General features: G+C 63.5%; 15 protein-coding genes. 4 read left to right on the top strand and 11 right to left on the bottom strand.

What is annotated here, in order from left to right; genetic code table 11:
* The first annotated feature begins 27 nt into the window (after positions 1–27).
* Positions 28–273 (top strand): hypothetical protein, encoded by a 246-nt coding sequence (locus Hrd1104_RS00640; RefSeq protein WP_154550932.1) that lies wholly within the window; start codon positions 28–30, stop codon positions 271–273.
* 30 nt (positions 274–303) lie between these two features.
* Here the strand turns inward: Hrd1104_RS00640 and Hrd1104_RS00635 are convergent, their stop codons facing one another.
* The 4 genes from Hrd1104_RS00635 to Hrd1104_RS00620 all read right to left on the bottom strand — a co-directional run bounded on the left by Hrd1104_RS00635 (position 304) and on the right by Hrd1104_RS00620 (position 4075).
* Positions 304–1740 (bottom strand): NAD(P)(+) transhydrogenase (Re/Si-specific) subunit beta, encoded by a 1437-nt coding sequence (locus Hrd1104_RS00635; RefSeq protein WP_229770496.1) that lies wholly within the window; start codon positions 1738–1740, stop codon positions 304–306.
* Positions 1741–2022, bottom strand: coding sequence for an NAD(P) transhydrogenase subunit alpha (locus Hrd1104_RS00630; RefSeq protein ID WP_154550931.1), 282 nt, complete (start codon positions 2020–2022; stop codon positions 1741–1743). It abuts the gene before it with no gap.
* Positions 2019–3224, bottom strand: coding sequence for an NAD(P) transhydrogenase subunit alpha (locus Hrd1104_RS00625; protein WP_154550930.1), 1206 nt, complete (start codon positions 3222–3224; stop codon positions 2019–2021). The genes Hrd1104_RS00630 and Hrd1104_RS00625 overlap by 4 nt, the downstream gene beginning before the upstream one ends.
* A gap of 194 nt (positions 3225–3418) precedes the next feature.
* Positions 3419–4075, bottom strand: a complete 657-nt coding sequence (locus Hrd1104_RS00620; RefSeq protein WP_154550929.1) for an RNA ligase partner protein — start codon at positions 4073–4075, stop codon at positions 3419–3421.
* A gap of 95 nt (positions 4076–4170) precedes the next feature.
* Between Hrd1104_RS00620 and Hrd1104_RS00615 the strand changes: the two genes are divergently transcribed.
* Positions 4171–5292: an RNA ligase gene (locus Hrd1104_RS00615; RefSeq protein ID WP_154550928.1), complete on the top strand. Its 1122-nt coding sequence runs from the start codon at positions 4171–4173 to the stop codon at positions 5290–5292.
* A gap of 65 nt (positions 5293–5357) precedes the next feature.
* On the opposite strand, the gene Hrd1104_RS00610 is transcribed toward Hrd1104_RS00615, so the two are convergent.
* The 6 genes from Hrd1104_RS00610 to Hrd1104_RS00585 form a co-directional block, all read right to left on the bottom strand.
* Positions 5358–7199, bottom strand: a complete 1842-nt coding sequence (locus Hrd1104_RS00610) for a UvrD-helicase domain-containing protein (protein WP_154550927.1) — start codon at positions 7197–7199, stop codon at positions 5358–5360.
* A 65-nt stretch (positions 7200–7264) separates the two neighbouring features.
* Positions 7265–7567, bottom strand: a complete 303-nt coding sequence (locus tag Hrd1104_RS00605; RefSeq protein WP_154550926.1) for a hypothetical protein — start codon at positions 7565–7567, stop codon at positions 7265–7267.
* Positions 7568–7672: 105 nt separating this feature from the next.
* The gene (locus tag Hrd1104_RS00600; RefSeq protein WP_154550925.1) at positions 7673–8278 is read right to left on the bottom strand and encodes a hypothetical protein; all 606 of its coding nucleotides are present in this window, start codon (positions 8276–8278) and stop codon (positions 7673–7675) included.
* An 81-nt stretch (positions 8279–8359) separates the two neighbouring features.
* Positions 8360–9016 (bottom strand): metal-dependent hydrolase, encoded by a 657-nt coding sequence (locus Hrd1104_RS00595; protein ID WP_154550924.1) that lies wholly within the window; start codon positions 9014–9016, stop codon positions 8360–8362.
* A gap of 91 nt (positions 9017–9107) precedes the next feature.
* Positions 9108–9521, bottom strand: coding sequence for a GNAT family N-acetyltransferase (locus Hrd1104_RS00590; RefSeq protein ID WP_154550923.1), 414 nt, complete (start codon positions 9519–9521; stop codon positions 9108–9110).
* The gene (locus Hrd1104_RS00585; RefSeq protein WP_154550922.1) at positions 9521–9721 is read right to left on the bottom strand and encodes a ubiquitin-like small modifier protein 2; all 201 of its coding nucleotides are present in this window, start codon (positions 9719–9721) and stop codon (positions 9521–9523) included. Before Hrd1104_RS00585 ends, Hrd1104_RS00590 begins: the two co-directional genes overlap by 1 nt.
* Positions 9722–9841: 120 nt before the next feature.
* On the opposite strand from Hrd1104_RS00585, the gene Hrd1104_RS00580 reads away from it, so the two are divergent.
* A complete protein-coding gene (locus Hrd1104_RS00580; protein ID WP_154550921.1) occupies positions 9842–10816 on the top strand; it encodes a replication factor C small subunit in 975 nt (324 codons plus the stop codon).
* A 17-nt stretch (positions 10817–10833) separates the two neighbouring features.
* Here Hrd1104_RS00580 and Hrd1104_RS00575 read toward each other — a convergent pair whose 3' ends face one another.
* Positions 10834–12141 carry a methyl-accepting chemotaxis protein gene (locus tag Hrd1104_RS00575; RefSeq protein ID WP_195837602.1) on the bottom strand — a complete coding sequence of 436 codons (1308 nt, stop codon included), beginning with the start codon at positions 12139–12141 and terminating at the stop codon, positions 10834–10836.
* A 260-nt stretch (positions 12142–12401) separates the two neighbouring features.
* On the opposite strand from Hrd1104_RS00575, the gene alaS reads away from it, so the two are divergent.
* Positions 12402–15188, top strand: coding sequence for an alanine--tRNA ligase (alaS, locus tag Hrd1104_RS00570; protein WP_154550920.1), 2787 nt, complete (start codon positions 12402–12404; stop codon positions 15186–15188).
* Positions 15189–15231: the final 43 nt, after the last annotated feature.

The raw sequence follows: 15231 nt of genomic DNA, 5'->3' as shown, positions 1-15231 counted from the left end.
TTGCCGACCGGGACGAAAGCAACCCCCATGGCTGCCGGACTCTTAGAGACGATCGGGCGCGTGGGAACGGCGGTAGTCGTCGCCCCGATCGCCGTCATCGCGGTCGATTTCCTCGCCAGCGGCCGGGTCGTCGGAGGACTCACCTTTCTTGGAATTATCGGCCTCATCATCGCTGTCGAACGGTACGTCGTCACGCCGGGAGATCTACTACAGCGTGGCCTCTCCGGGCTGGCCGGAACCATCGTCAAAACTGAATCGGCCGACGACGAGTGAGGACGAACGGACGTTCCGCGTAGTCGGTGATCAGTGATTCTCGTTGTAGGCGTCGACCAGATCCTGCATCGACTGCTTGGCGTCGCCAAAGAGCATGCTCGTGTTGTCCTTGGCGAACAGGGGGTTGGGGATCCCCGAGAAGCCGGGCGAGAGGCTACGCTTGTTGACGATCACCGACCGAGCGTCCCACACTTCGAGCACCGGCATCCCGGCGATCGGGCTATCCTCGTCCTCGTTGGCCGAGGGGTTGACCACGTCGTTGGCGCCGGTGATGATCACCACGTCCGTCTGGGAGAAGGTGGGGTTGACCGACTCCAGTTCCCGCATCTTCTCGTAGTCGACGTCCGCCTCGGCCAGCAGAGCGTTCATGTGGCCCGGCATCCGGCCAGCGACCGGGTGGATGCCGAACTCGACGTCGACGCCGGTCTCTTCGAGCAGGTCAGCCAGTTCGGCAACGGCGTGCTGGGCCTGGGCGACCGCCATCCCGTAGCCAGGCACGATCACGACACGCTCGGCGGCGTCGAGCATCATCTCGACTTCTTCGGGCGAGGTCTCGGTGATGTTGCCCTCGTAGATGTCGGCCATATCCTCGCCATCGCCGCCCTCGGCCATGCTGCCAAAGAGGACGTTCGTCAGCGACCGATTCATCGAATCACACATGATGAACGTCAAGATGAGTCCGGCCGCGCCGACGAGCGTCCCGGCGACGATCAGGGCCGTGTTGTCGAGGACAAACCCGGTGGTGGCGGCGGCCAGACCGGACATGGAGTTCAGGAGGGCAATCACGACCGGCATGTCTGCACCGCCGATCGGGTACACCAGCAGGATGCCGAAGATCGCCGCGGCGGCGACCAGGACCCAGTAGGCGGGCAGCCACTCGGCCAGGGGCGCCTCACCGAGCAGTCCGGACTGGACGATCAAGAAGAGTCCAGCCAGGACAGCACCGGCGAAAAAGAGCGCCTGCATGACCTGGTTGGTCCGGCCCGTGATCGGCGAATCCCCGACCAGGCCGTGGAGTTTGCCCGCGGCGACGAGACTGCCAAAGAACGTGACTGTCCCGACGATCCCCGCGATGGCCGCCGTGGTGGTCAACTCCAGCCCGAGCCCGCCACCGGTCGCGTCGACGAGTTCAGCACCCGCGACAAGCGTCGAGGCCCCCCCGCCGAAGCCGTTGAACAGCCCGACGAGCTGGGGCATCTCCGTCGTCTCGACGCTCACCGCGAGCCACGCGCCGATCACGCCACCGACCAGCAGCGAGGCCGCAAGCAGGATCGGGGAGAGAATCTTGAAATAGAGAACTGTCGCGAGGACAGCCAGGAACATCCCGCCCGAGGAAAGGAGGTTTCCGCGCGTGGCCGTCCGTGGATGGGTCATGTCCCGCAGGCCCTGGATGAAGAAGATCGCCGCGACCAGATAGGCGAGTTCCAGGGCCGAGGCCGGCAGATGGCCCAAAAGTCCGTCGGCCATTCAGCGCCCACCCCGGTTGAACTGCGAGAGCATAAAGTGACTCACGAGGTACCCGCCGACGACGTTGATCGTCGCCATGACGACCGCAAGTACGCCAAGCGCCGTCGCCAGCATCGTATCGCCCGAGCCAGCCACCAGTACCGACCCGATGAGCGTGATGCCCGAGATGGCGTTCGCCCCGGACATCAGCGGCGTATGGAGGTTCGTCGGGATCTTCGTGATGATCTCATAGCCCAGAAACGCCGCAAGCACGAACAGCGTGAGGTTAGTGACGAGGCTCACGTCCCATCACCTCCGTCGGCGTCCGCTTGGGCTGGGGCCGCGTCTTCGCCGTCTGACGGTTCGTCGTCAGAGCCGTCGTCTCTGTGTGGGTTCCGGACGGTCCCGTCGTGGGTGAGTAAGGTGGCGTCGACGATCTCGTCGTCGGTGTCGATCACCAGTTCGTCGTCTTCGAGCATGTTCTCTAGGAAGTTCACCAGATTGTTAGCGTACAGTTGACTCGCCGTCTGCGGGACCGTCGCCGGCAGATTCGTGGGGCCAAAGACGGTCACGCCCTCGTAGTCGACGCGCTCGTCGGGCACCGTCGGGTCGCAGTTGCCGCCGCCGCCCGCGGCCAGGTCGACGACGACCGAGCCGTCGTCCATCCCGGCGATCGCCTCGTCGGTGACGAGTCGCGGCGCATCGCCGCTCGCGACCGCTGCGGTCGTGATCAGCGCATCGGACTCGGCGACGACTTCGCCGAGTTGGGTGCGCTGTTTGCGGTAGAATTCCTCGTCTTGCTCGGTGGCGTGGCCCTCCTCGTCGGAGGCGTCCTCGGCATGGACGTCCAGTTCGACGAACTCCGCACCGACACTCGTGATCTCCTCGGCGGCTTCGGGCCGGATATCGTAGGCCTTCACCGAGGCACCGAGGCGGTTGGCCGTCGAAATGGCCTGCAAGCCGGCGACGCCAGCCCCGATGACGAACACCTCGGCGGGCTGGACGGTGCCGGCTGCAGTCATCTGCATCGGAACCATGCGATCGAGTTCGCCGGCGGCCTGGACAGCAGCCTTGTAGCCGGCGACGTTGGCCTGTGAGGAGTTTGCGTCCATGCTCTGGGCCCGACTGGTCCGGGGGACGAGTTCGAGCGCAAACGCGTCGACGCCCGTCTCGGCCATCTGTTGGACCTGCTGGTCGGCGACATCGAACGGTCCGAGCAACCCGATCACGGCCTGGTCGGCACGGTACTGCTCGGGGTTTGCCTCCTCGACGGCACCGAGTGCCGCGACTTCGAAGACCACGTCGGCGTCGGCGAGAATTTGCCCGCGATCGTCACTGATCTCACAGCCGACGTCCCGATAAGCGTCGTCGGCCCAGCCAGCGCCGTCACCGGCCCCACTCTCGACGTGGACCGCGTGGCCGGCGTCGATCAGGTCAGCCGCGACGGCAGGGACCATCCCAACGCGCGTTTCGTCGTCCGGGGCTGACGGGACCCCGACGATCATGATTTACCTCTCGATACGATCCCGTCGCTGTCGTGCGACTTCGACCGTCCGGTCCGACATGTAATGACGTAGTTCAACATGGACAGTCAGGTAGCGGAGTCACTAGCCTAGCAGTATTATGCCTTTCGTAAATACTGCACCAACCACAACGAGAAGACGACGTGCTCCAGCGACCGACAACACACCAGCCACGATCACGCGACGCGCTCGCCAGCGGCCAGATACTCTTCGAGCAGCGGCGGGAACGACCGCCCACGGAGATAGCGGAGGCCAAAATCCTCGGCCCAGTTGATGATCCCAGTATCTTCCGTGACGACCCCGGCATCGAGTTCCCGCGCCAACAGTAACAGGTCGAAGTCCTCCCGAGAGTCTAACACGCCCTGCCGGAGCGCACGACGGTACTCGTCGCGCAGCTCGGAGATGACCTGATCCACCTCGCTCATGTGCTCGTGATCTGGCTCCTCGTCACGGGACTGTTCGGCCTTCCGGACGGCCTTCTCGGAGACGCGCAATCCACGGTTGACGCGATCGCTCATCTCGTCGATGAACCCGTAGACGATCTCGGCAGGGATCATCACCTCGTACTGGGCCGGGCTCTTGGTGATGACCCAGGTGTCGAGTTTCTCGATCGTTCCCTCGCTGACGTCGCGGTCTTCGAGCATCGTCGTCAGTTCCTCGTTGATCGAGGGCGGCATGTAACAGGAGATGTTGTGTTCGAGTTTCACTTCGGCGACGAGATCCAACAGCCGCTGTACGGCCGCCTCCAGATCTTCGTTCCCGTCACGGATCTCCGGGGTGATGAACACCGACGTGTCGAGGACGAAGCGCTGTTTCAGCGGGTGCTCGGCCATAGTGGTACTTGACAGGCCTCGGACAAAGGTGCTCCGGCGGCAACGTCATGTGGTGTGGCACCACACCTATATCATCGGCCAACCTATAGGGACATATGGACGCCGATCGCGAACTCGCGGCGACGCTCGGCGTACCCGAGGCCGACCTCGACGCGCTGCTGGAGCAATTCCAACGGGACACGTTCGAGGGGCGGCCCTACCGCCACCTCCCTGACGCCCGCCACGGCATCGAACGCGGGACGGCGATCGTCGACGGCGTGGTCGTCCGCGGCTTCCCCTCGATCCCGCGAACGCTGGTCCTCGATCCGGGCATTGAACGGCACTTCGACGGTCGCCTCACAGTCGAGGAAAAACGCAACGGCTACAACGTCCGGATCGCCCGGATCGACGGCGACATCCTCGGATTCACCCGGAGTGGCTACTGCTGTCCGTACACCACGAGCAAAGTCCGTGACCTGCTCGCTCCCGGCGACTTCTTCGAGGACCATCCCGACTGCATGCTGTGTGGTGAGTTGATCGGCCCCGAGAACCCCTACACCCCACACGACTACCCCGAAGTGGACTCGGCAACCGTCGAGATCTTCGACGTCCGCCACCGGGAGTCCGGGACACCACTCGCGGTCGAGAGACGGCGAGATCTCTGTGAGACGTTCGCGCTAAAACAGGTCCCCGACTTCGGTGAGTTCGCGCCCACAGCGGCACCCGATGCCGTCCGGGAGATCATCGCCGACCTCGACCGAGAGGGCCGGGAAGGGGTCGTCATGCAATCTCTCGATGGGACCCGACAGCTGAAGTACACGACCTCGGCGACCCACCGGGCCGACCTCGAACACGCGTTCTCATTGCCGTTCGATTACGGGCGAGACTTCCTGGTTTCTCGGCTCATCCGGGAGGTGTTCCAGGCGGTAGAACTCGATCACTCGAAAGGCCAGTCTCGCCAGCGAGCCCGGGAACTTGGCGAAGCGATCCTCCTGCCCGCCATCGAGACCGTCCGGGCGGTCGAACGGGACGAAGCCGTCGGCGAGAGACACACGGTCCGTGGCGAGCCGGCCGTAATCGAGGCACTGCTCTCACATCTGCGCGATCAGGGCCTTCCCCTCGAAATCGAGCGGGATACACGCGAGGACGGGACACGCGTCGTCACGTTCGTCAAAGTTGCGGCCGCGACCCGTGACAACACCCGCGATTATCTCGACGGAAAATTGATCGACGAATAGTGGCGTCTGGCAGCGACATCCCGGTCCAAGACGATCGGGCGCCTACACGGCGTGAGAAGCCAGTCTCAGTGGACGACCGTGGCTTCCTCGCCGAGGATGTCACGCAGCATCTCGGCGGGGTCGGTGTCGGTCGGTTCGTCGTTGAGCAAGACGTCGATCGGCAACGTCGGCGCGCCGTCGACGAGGTTCTCCATGACGACCAGTCGTTCCCGTGCCCGGGACATACCCACGTAGAAAACCCGCCGTTCGTTGTCGGTCAGCGTCGGCACCGGGGTAGTGTGTTTGGTGAACTCCTCGTCGCCGGGGATGTCGATCCCTTCCTGTTCTGCGGTCGCGGCCATCTGCTCGACGACCTTCTCGGTCAGATCCGTCGCGACGAAAACGTGGTCGGCTTCGCGGCCCTTCGCGCTGTGGATCGTCCCGACCCGAACACGATCCGGGCTGACGTCCTGGTAATCGCCACGGAAGTACGCCTCGATAGTGCGTTCCTGAAAGCTCGTCACTTTTCGGACCATATCGGCCGCTGCGGCTGGTTCAGGGAGGAAGGGGGCGTGTTCTCGCACCAGGTCGGGTTCGAGGTCGATCTCGGCGAGATCGTCCGTGTCGGCGGCCTCGGAGCGCTCGTCGATCGCGTCGAAGAGATCGTCGCGCTCGCCCGTCCCGAAGGCGGTATCGGCGAGCATATCTGCCAGCCGGCGAGCCTCCAGAGCGGTCAGTGGCTCGTCGGTCGAGAGCGATTCGATCCCGCTGATGTAGTCGGTCAGTCGGTCGGTCCACATCCGCTGGTCGGTCATCACCGAGAACGGAATCCCGTCGCCGATGAACTCATCGATAAACTGGAACATCTGATAGCGCGCCCGGAAGAGGATCATCAACGTCCCGTCGTCTTCCTCGACAGTGTCCCGGACGTTGCGGACCAGATCGAGCATCGAGGGACGCTTTACCGCGGCGACTCGACCGCCCTCTTTACGTGGCGAGAGGTTCTTCTCCTGGCGCTGATCGATATGGCCGACCTCCTGTTGGACCACTTTCAGGATCTTCGACGGCAAGCGATAGGACGTATCGAGGATGACGTCTTCACCCTCTTCTTCGAGGAGGAGTCGCGGATCGGCACCTTGCCAGGCGTAGACGACCTGATCGTCGTCACCGCCGATCAACACGCCGTCCATGTGGGGTTTCCACTCCTCGTAAACGTCGTACTGCAAGGTCGTGATGTCCTGAAACTCGTCGATGGCCAGATAGTCGACATTGGGTAGCAGCGACCGCTGGGCGACACGTTCGAGCATATCCGCGAAGCCGACGATCCCCTCTTCGCCCTTGTAGGATCGCCAAGCGCGGATGACTTCGGGGACATCGATGCGATCGTCGTCTGAGGGCCAGGTCGGCGTGTACTTGTTACCCGTCTGGGCCGCATCGTCGATCTCAGGGGGGAGCCGGACCGTCTCGTCGTCCCACTTGAAGGGCACGTCGTACCAGTCGCCCACGTCACGGCGAGTTCGCTGGAGCCACTGGCTCGTGGCAATGATCTTGTTCCCGATCGTCGTCGACCGGGCCGATCGACGACGTGAGCCTTCGTACTCGTCCTCGTATTCGATGCCGAACTGTTCACAGAAGTCCTGCTTGTCGGACTCGCCGACGACATCACCACGCGAGAGATTCAAAAGCTCGTAGGCTTTCGCGTGCATCGTCGAGACGTTACCCTTCAGCGACCGCGGCGAGATGTCGAGGCGATCGGCGAGTCGTTCTCGGACTTCTGAGGCCGCGGCCCGGGTATACGAGACGACCAGAATGTCTCTGACGTCGACGTCTTCCTCCGTAAGCAACTGCTCGACCCGATCCAGCAGGGCTGTCGTCTTCCCGCTCCCTGGCCCGCCAAACAGCCGCGTCACCTGCTCATCGTCGTTCATTGCACAGTTACTAGAGCTACTCCCTCATAAGGGTCGTGACTTTTGCCAGGACCCGGAAATGCGACTCACCGATACAAAGAGAGGTACAGCATCGCGAATCCGATGATGAACGGAACGACCTGGGTGATGTTGAAGAACAATCGCGCCCCGGGGCCGGGATCGGTAGTGAACATCTGAGAGACGATATTGCTCACTGCCACGCCCATGCTGATAAAGGCGAATCCGATGAACGCAAACTGGAGGCGATCGCTCTTGCGTTGCTGGTAGGCCTGGAAGCTGATGACGGTGATCCCCAACGTCAACCCGAACAAAATGAGCCGCAACAACACCAGAAACGCCTGGCCGTACTGCACGAGACTAGAGACCATCTATGCACCACGGTGTTGACTACCCCCCTATATCAATGTGACTAAATGTCGGCAGAGCTGAAGCGAGACCGGACCACGCTGCCAGGCCGCCATGGGAATCGCAGGCTACCCGACACCCAGTAGAGCCTCACCGACGGGGACGAACACGCGAACGTCGAAGGCGACCACCAGCACGGCACCGACCACGTCGAAGACGAGATCGAGGGCGGTGTCGAGCCACCCGTAGTGGACTAACACCGGTTCGACGTCGAGCCGGTCACCGATGGCCCTGGCGAGGAGTTCGAGTCCCTCCCAGAGAACGCCAACCAGAAGCGTTGTGGTCACTGTAATCACTCTCGGCGACATCGTAGCCCCAGTCGTCTCGCCGAGCGCGACAACGGCCCCGCCGTAGACGAGCGCCGCGACGAGCGCCGCCGAGACGGTATGCGTGAGATGGTCCCACCACCACGTCGATTCGTAGACGCCGAGCATACCGATGGCGTGTAGCAGACTCGCGAGCGCGATCCAACTGGGCAACAACGGCCCGATGGCAGGCCGCTGAGAGCCGATTGCATCGAGCAGCGGGGCAGCAACGAACGGCGTCACGACCAGAAGTGCGCCGGCGAATGCGTTGGTCGCTACCGCGAGATCCCGGCGGCGGATCGCCCACACGAGAATAGCGACCACCGCCGCTTCCATTCCCAGCGCTGGGATCCAGCGCGGATCGACCATACGTGAGGCCCCTGTCTAGATCCGTCACTGCAAGCTGACAATATTCTTTGGGTCAGCGAGCACCGGACCGGCACGCAGCGGCTAGGCGTTTCCGTCAGTCGTCGCCTGTAGTTCGCCGTCGATGCCGTCCCGGTAGCGGTCCGGCAGTCGATCAACGACGGGGCCGGGCACTCGCTCCGCGAGATCGGTCAACACCACCAGCCCAATCGAAGGTAAGTGTCGTCGGACGGCAGTATAGACGACGGCAATCCCCAGCGAGGCGATCACGAGCACTTCGAGCCAGCCATCGGTGATGACGAGCAACGGTACCGCCGAAACGGCTGACAACGCCAGGTCGCTCGGTGACCCATCGTAGCCGATCCAGCGACGCGGCCCAATCCAGCGTCCCCGGTAGTGGTCGTACACCGCCCGGTCGGAGGTTCCTTCCCAGGGACGCAGTTCTAGCCCACCGCCGTAGACGTCGCTGCGACTGTGCAGCGCCGCCCCAGTCAGGCCCACGGCGAGCGCGATCGTCAGCGTGCTCGGAACGAAGATCCCGACCGCCACGGCGGGCACAGCAAGACCCGTGTAGACGACCGGGTAGTGGAGGGTCTTCCGGTGGCCCACGTACATATCGAGATCAGGGAACACGCCGCCGAGAAAGCCCGCAAGCAGCCCAATGCCGGCGTACTCCGGGGCGGTCCAGACGACCGGGAGCGCCAGAACCATGCCCCAGAGGGCATGGGTGGGAAGCATCATCGTCCTCCCGTAGCGCGCCGAACGAGTTTAGTATGTCGGTCTCGTGAGGTGTGTTCACAAGAGCCATTCGAACGCAACCCAACGAACAACGCTATTCGGCCGGCAGATCCGGTTTATCGATCACCGCGGGGTCCAACACACCGTCACATCGTCCGTCGTCGGTCGGTGTCACCTCGAATCCGAGAGCTTCGTAGAAGGGACACACACCAGGATCGAATCGGGCGAGCAGCCGCTCGCGCTCGCTGGCAGCGTCTCGAAGCAGTGCCGTCCCGATCCCCTGACTGCGCCGGCGTCGACGGACGGCGATCGAGACGATTTCCGGCCCATCCAGGACGCACGCGCCGATCACCCGTTCGCTATCTGTGCCTGCGACGGCGACGCGGACGTCGTCCGCTCGAAGGCGGGCGAGAATCCGCTCACGGTCGGTTTCCAGAGCAGCCCCATCGAGGACGTTCAGCACCGCAACCAACTCCTCGGGTGTCGCCACCCGGACGTAGACGCCCATCAGCCACCTTTGACGACCCGCAGGACTTCGACGCGATCGGCGCTGACCTCGCCGTCCTCGGGCACCGGGCGGCCATCGACCAGGACGGACGCCTCGTGGGGGCTGACGTCACACGCCGCCAGTAAGTCGGCGTAGGTCGCTCCCGACTCGACGTCAAGCTCGCGCGTCTCCTCACCGACGACTTCGACCGTGACGTGCATGTGCGGACGTTCGCCCGCGCGACCATGAGCCCTTCGGCGACGGCCGCCATCGTCCGATCGCGGAGCCGCTTTGCCGGACCGACTCGCGAGGTTTTTCCCCCGCCCCTCCACATCCGGACCATGAGTGAGGCCGAGCCAGCCCGGGCGGGCCGCCAGGAAGTCTGGATCGAGAAATACCGCCCACAGACTCTGGCGGACATCGCGGGCCACGAGGCGATCACCGAACGCCTCCAGAGCTACGTCGACAGCAACGACCTCAGCCACATGCTGTTCGCCGGGCCGGCCGGCACCGGCAAGACCACCGCCGCCATGGCCATCGCCAAGGAACTGTACGGCGAGGAGTGGGAAGAGAACTTCCTCGAACTCAACGCCTCCGACGAGCGCGGGATCGACGTGGTGCGAGATCGCGTGAAGTCCTTCGCGCGCACTTCTTTTGGCGGCCACGACTACCGAATTATATTCCTTGACGAGGCAGACGCACTCACGGGCGATGCTCAGTCAGCGCTTCGCCGGACGATGGAGCAGTTCTCGAACAACGTCCGGTTCATCATGTCGTGTAACTACTCCAGCCAGATCATCGACCCGATCCAGTCCCGGTGTGCCGTCTTCCGCTTCTCGCCACTGGCCGACGAGGCCGTCGCGGAGACGATCCACACGATCGCCGAGGAAGAAGCGATCGAGATCACCGAGGATGGCATGGACGCCTTAGTCTACGTCGCCGACGGCGACATGCGCAAGGCGATCAACGGCCTCCAGGCCGCCTCGATGTCCGGGGATCGGGTCGACGAAGAGGGGGTCTTCGAGATCACCTCGACGGCCCGCCCCGAGGAGATCCGCGAGATGGTCGAGCGCGCACTGGATGGGGATTTCACCGCCGCGCGATCGCAACTGGACACCTTACTGACCGAGGAGGGCATCGCCGGCGGCGACATCATCGACCAACTCCATCGCTCGGTCTGGGAGTTCGGGCTGGACGACGACGCCGCGGTGCGGATCCTCGATCGGGTCGGCGAGGCCGACTATCGCATTACTGCGGGTGCAAGCGAGCGGATCCAGCTCGAAGCGTTGCTTGCAGCACTGGCTCTCGAAGAGTAAGTAGTGGTCCCGGCGACTCAATCCATAACGGTATCGAGCCGGGTTTCGACACGTTCGAGATTGTCTTCGAGCGTGTCTATCTGGTGTGTTTGGGTGTCGGTTTCGGCTGCGATCGCTTCGACAGCCTCGGCGACCTCGTCGGCTCGATCGGCAACTGTATCGATCATGCTCGCGATCTGTTCGGCGCTTGCTGCCTGGTCGTCCGTCGCACTTGCGATCTCGGTGACGCCCTCGTCAGTCTCCTGAATGGCGGCCCGAATCGTCTCCTGATTCTCGATGATCGCCTCGATGTCCGCCTCGACAGCCTGGATGGAATCGTTGGTCTCCCTGACGCGCTCGGCCGTCTCGGTCGCCATGCCCCGGATCTCCTCGACGGTCGTTTCGATCTCGGTGGCGTGTTGTTTCGACTCGTCAGCTAGCTCTTTGATCTCGTCGGCGACGACGGCGAACCCGTCGTTGTTGCCCTCGCTGCGGGCCGCCTCGATGTTTGCGTTCAGCGCGAGCATGTTCGTCTGATCGGCGATGTCGTCGATCACGGCGACGAATTCCTGAATCTCGTCGATCCGTTGGCTGAGACGCTCGGTTTCGGTCGCGACGTCCGCCGCTTCGGTAGCGACGTCGCCGACTTGCTCACTCACATCCGTGGCAGTCTGGACGGAATCGGCAGCCAGTTCGGTAGCCTTGGAACTTTGATTGCTGACTTCCTCGGCACTGGAGGCGATCTCCTCGATGGTCGCACTGAATCCCGAAACTTCCGACTGGACGTCCGTCAAATCCGTCGCCTGCTCGGCAGCGAGGTCGCTGATCTGGCGTGACTGTTGGGCGACGTCACTTGTCGACTCACCGAGTTCGTCGACCGAGGACTGGACACTTTCCGAAAACTCGACCTGTAAGTCGTGTAGCGTCTCACGTTGTTCGACGACTTCACTCACGTCCAAGAGGATCTCGACGGCACCGTGGACTGACCCATCGGGTGCTCGAAGCGGAACCCCGATCGCACGCGCATGGGCCTGTTCCCCGTCTGCATCCCCGGCCGAGCGAAACTCTGACTCTCTGACCGCTTCACCGGTCCGAACGACTGTCTCGGCGAGTGTCTCGGAGTGGCCTTCGGTCCCGAAGATGTCGTAGGCATCCATCCCGATCGCTTCCGAGGCCGGGAGACCGATGAGTGACGCGACGGCGTCGTTCCAGTACGTAATCGTCCCCTCCGCGTCGATGGCGAACGCAGCTTCCGGGAGTCCATCGAGCAGCGATTCGAACATGGACCGCCAAACAGTCGAATCGTCGGTTGCGCCAGCGAGTGAGGGTGTGTTGTCGGTCGTCATTTGTGAGAGCAAGCCGATCGAGACGGATAAATACCCGTAATCGATTTCGGCATTTGTCAGCGTCATGGCGTCTCAAACGCTACTCTAGTCCTCGACGGCCCATCCCCGTCGACGAGCGTCGTGCTGGAAACGCCGTCCGAGAGATCCGTGCCAGCCGTTGGAAGGAAAACACCGACGAGACGGGCGTTATCGGGTGAATGTTCCAGAACGAGCCCTTCGGAACTGATTTACGCCAGGATGGGCCACAATACACCCAACGAATGAGCGACCTCGAGGAGGAATACCGGCTCGAGTATTTCGAGGAGCACGGATTCCGACGCACAGAGTGTTCAGAATGTGGGGACAACTTCTGGACGCTCGACCCCGACCGGGAAACTTGCGGTGAACCGCCCTGTGAGGAATACAGCTTCATCGACGACGCCGGCTTCGAGGCGGCATTCGAACTGGGAGAGATGCGCGAGGCGTTTCTCTCCTTTTTCGAGGCCCACGACCACGAGCGTATCGACCCGTATCCAGTCGCAGCCAATCGCTGGCGTGACGACGTATTGCTCACGCAAGCGTCGATCTACGACTTCCAGCCACTGGTCACGTCGGGGACGACCCCACCGCCAGCCAATCCCCTCACCGTCAGCCAGCCCTGCATCCGGATGCAGGACATCGACAACGTCGGCGTGACCGGCCGGCACACGATGGCCTTCGAGATGATGGCCCACCACGCGTTCAACGCGCGCGAAGACATCGACGACCCGGACCAGTACGCCTACGAGGGCGAGGTCTACTGGAAAGAAGAGACGGTTGCCTACTGCCTGGAACTGTTCGAGGAACTGGGTGCCGATCCCGCCGAGGTCACGCTGATCGAGGACCCCTGGGTCGGTGGCGGCAACGCCGGCCCGGCCTTCGAAGTGATCTACAAAGGGGCCGAACTGGCGACGCTGGTGTTCATGCAGTTCGAACAGGACCCTGACGGGGACTACGAGATGAAAGACGGCAACCGCTACAGCCCGATGGATACCTACATCGTCGATACGGGCTACGGACTAGAGCGGTGGGCCTGGGTCTCTCAGGGGACCCCGACGGTCTACGAGGCCGTCTACCCCGACACGATCGACTTCCTCACGGACAACGCAGGGATCGATCACACCGACGAAGAAGAGGAGATCGTCCACAAGGCCGCGAAACTCGCCGGCCGGATGGACATCGACGAGGCCGAGGACGTCGAGGCCGCCCGAGACGACATCGCCGCCGAAATCGGTGTCGAGACCGAGCGGCTGCGTGAACTCGTCGAACCGCTGGAGTCGATCTACGCGATCGCCGATCACTCGCGGACGCTCGCGTACATGCTCGGGGACGGAATCGTCCCGAGTAACGTCGGCACGGGCTATCTCGCGCGGATGGTTCTCCGGCGGACAAAGCGACTGGTCGACACTGTGGGCATCGATGCCCCGATGGACGAGCTCGTCGACATGCAGGCCGAGCGCCTGGGCTATTCGAATCGCGATACGATCCGCGATATCGTCCGGACGGAGGTCCAGAAGTACCGCGAAACCCTCGAACGCGGGTCCCGGCGCGTCGAATCGCTCGCCGACGAGTACGCCGAGACGGGCGATCCGATTCCGACCGAGGAACTCGTCGAGCTGTACGATAGCCACGGCATCCAGCCGGACATGGTCGAAGAGATCGCCGCCGAGCGCGGGGTCGACGTCGACGTCCCGGAGGATTTCTACTCGGTGGTAGCCCAGCGCCACGGGCAAGAAGACGCCGCCTCCGCGGCCGAGACGGCCGGCTACGAAGATCGGATCGCGGACCTGCCCGAGACCGAGCGACTCTACTACGAGGACCAGGATCGAGCCGAGTTCGAGGCCGTCGTACTGGATGTCTTCGAGCGTGATGACGGCGAGTACGACGTCGTGCTCGATCAGACGATGTTCTACCCCGAAGGCGGGGGCCAACCGGCAGACCACGGGACGCTCTCGACGGACGACGTCACCGCCGACGTGACCGACGTCCAGGTCTACGACGGCGTGATCGTCCACCGTGCGGACGAAGATCCCGGGACGGGTGATTTCGTGACCGGACAGGTCGAGTGGTCGCGCCGTCGCCGATTGATGCAACACCACACGGCGACCCACGTCGTCGGCCACGCTGCCCGGCAAGTGCTTGGCGAACACGTCCGCCAGGCCGGTGCCCAAAAGCGGGTCGACTCGGCACGCCTGGACATCCGTCACTACGAGCCGGTTACCCGCAAAGAGGTCAAAGAGATCGAACGCCTCGCCAACGACCTCGTCACCGACAACAGCCACGTGACCCAGGAGTGGCCCGACCGCCACGCGGCCGAAGCCGAACACGGCTTTGATCTCTACCAGGGTGGGATCCCCGAAGGCGAGCAGATACGGCTCATCACGGTCGGCGAAGACGTCCAGGCCTGCGGTGGCACCCACGTCTCCCGGACCGGCGATATCGGGACGATCAAGCTTCTCTCGACGGAGCGTATTCAAGACGGTGTCGTCAGATTGAGCTTCGCGGCGGGCGAGGCCGCCATCGACGCGACCCAGGAGACCGAAGACGCCCTCTACGAAGCAGGTGACGCCCTCGACGTGGACCCGATGGACGTCCCCGAGACGGCCGAGCGGTTCTTCGAGGCCTGGAAAGACCGGGGCAAGGAGATCGAGGAGCTACAGGAACAACTCGCAGCGGCCCGTGCCTCCGGTGCCAGTGACGGCAAAGAAGTCGAGCTCGACGGGACGAAAGCGGTCATCCAGCGAGTCGACGCCGAGATGGACGAGTTGCGGGCGACGGCCAACGCCATCGCCGAAGACGGTTCGGTCGCCGTCATCGGGTCAGGGGCCGACGGTGCACAGTTCGTCGTCGCCGCCCCGGAAGGGAGCGGCGTCGATGCCGGCGCAGTCGTGAGTGAACTCGCCGATCGGGTCGGTGGCGGCGGCGGCGGGCCGTCTGAGTTCGCACAGGGCGGTGGCCCCGATGTGGCGACTCTCGAAGATGCCCTCGCAGACGCCCCGGACGTGCTTCGGCAAGTGATGGACGCCTGAGCGGCCGATCAAGGTCGACAGTAGCCGGTCTATTGTTCGGGTA

The sequence above is a fragment of the Halorhabdus sp. CBA1104 genome, from assembly GCF_009690625.1.
In the GTDB taxonomy this organism is placed as follows: domain Archaea; phylum Halobacteriota; class Halobacteria; order Halobacteriales; family Haloarculaceae; genus Halorhabdus.
The sequence above is the reverse complement of the archived record's forward strand: the minus strand, read 5'-3'. Positions and strand labels throughout refer to the sequence as shown.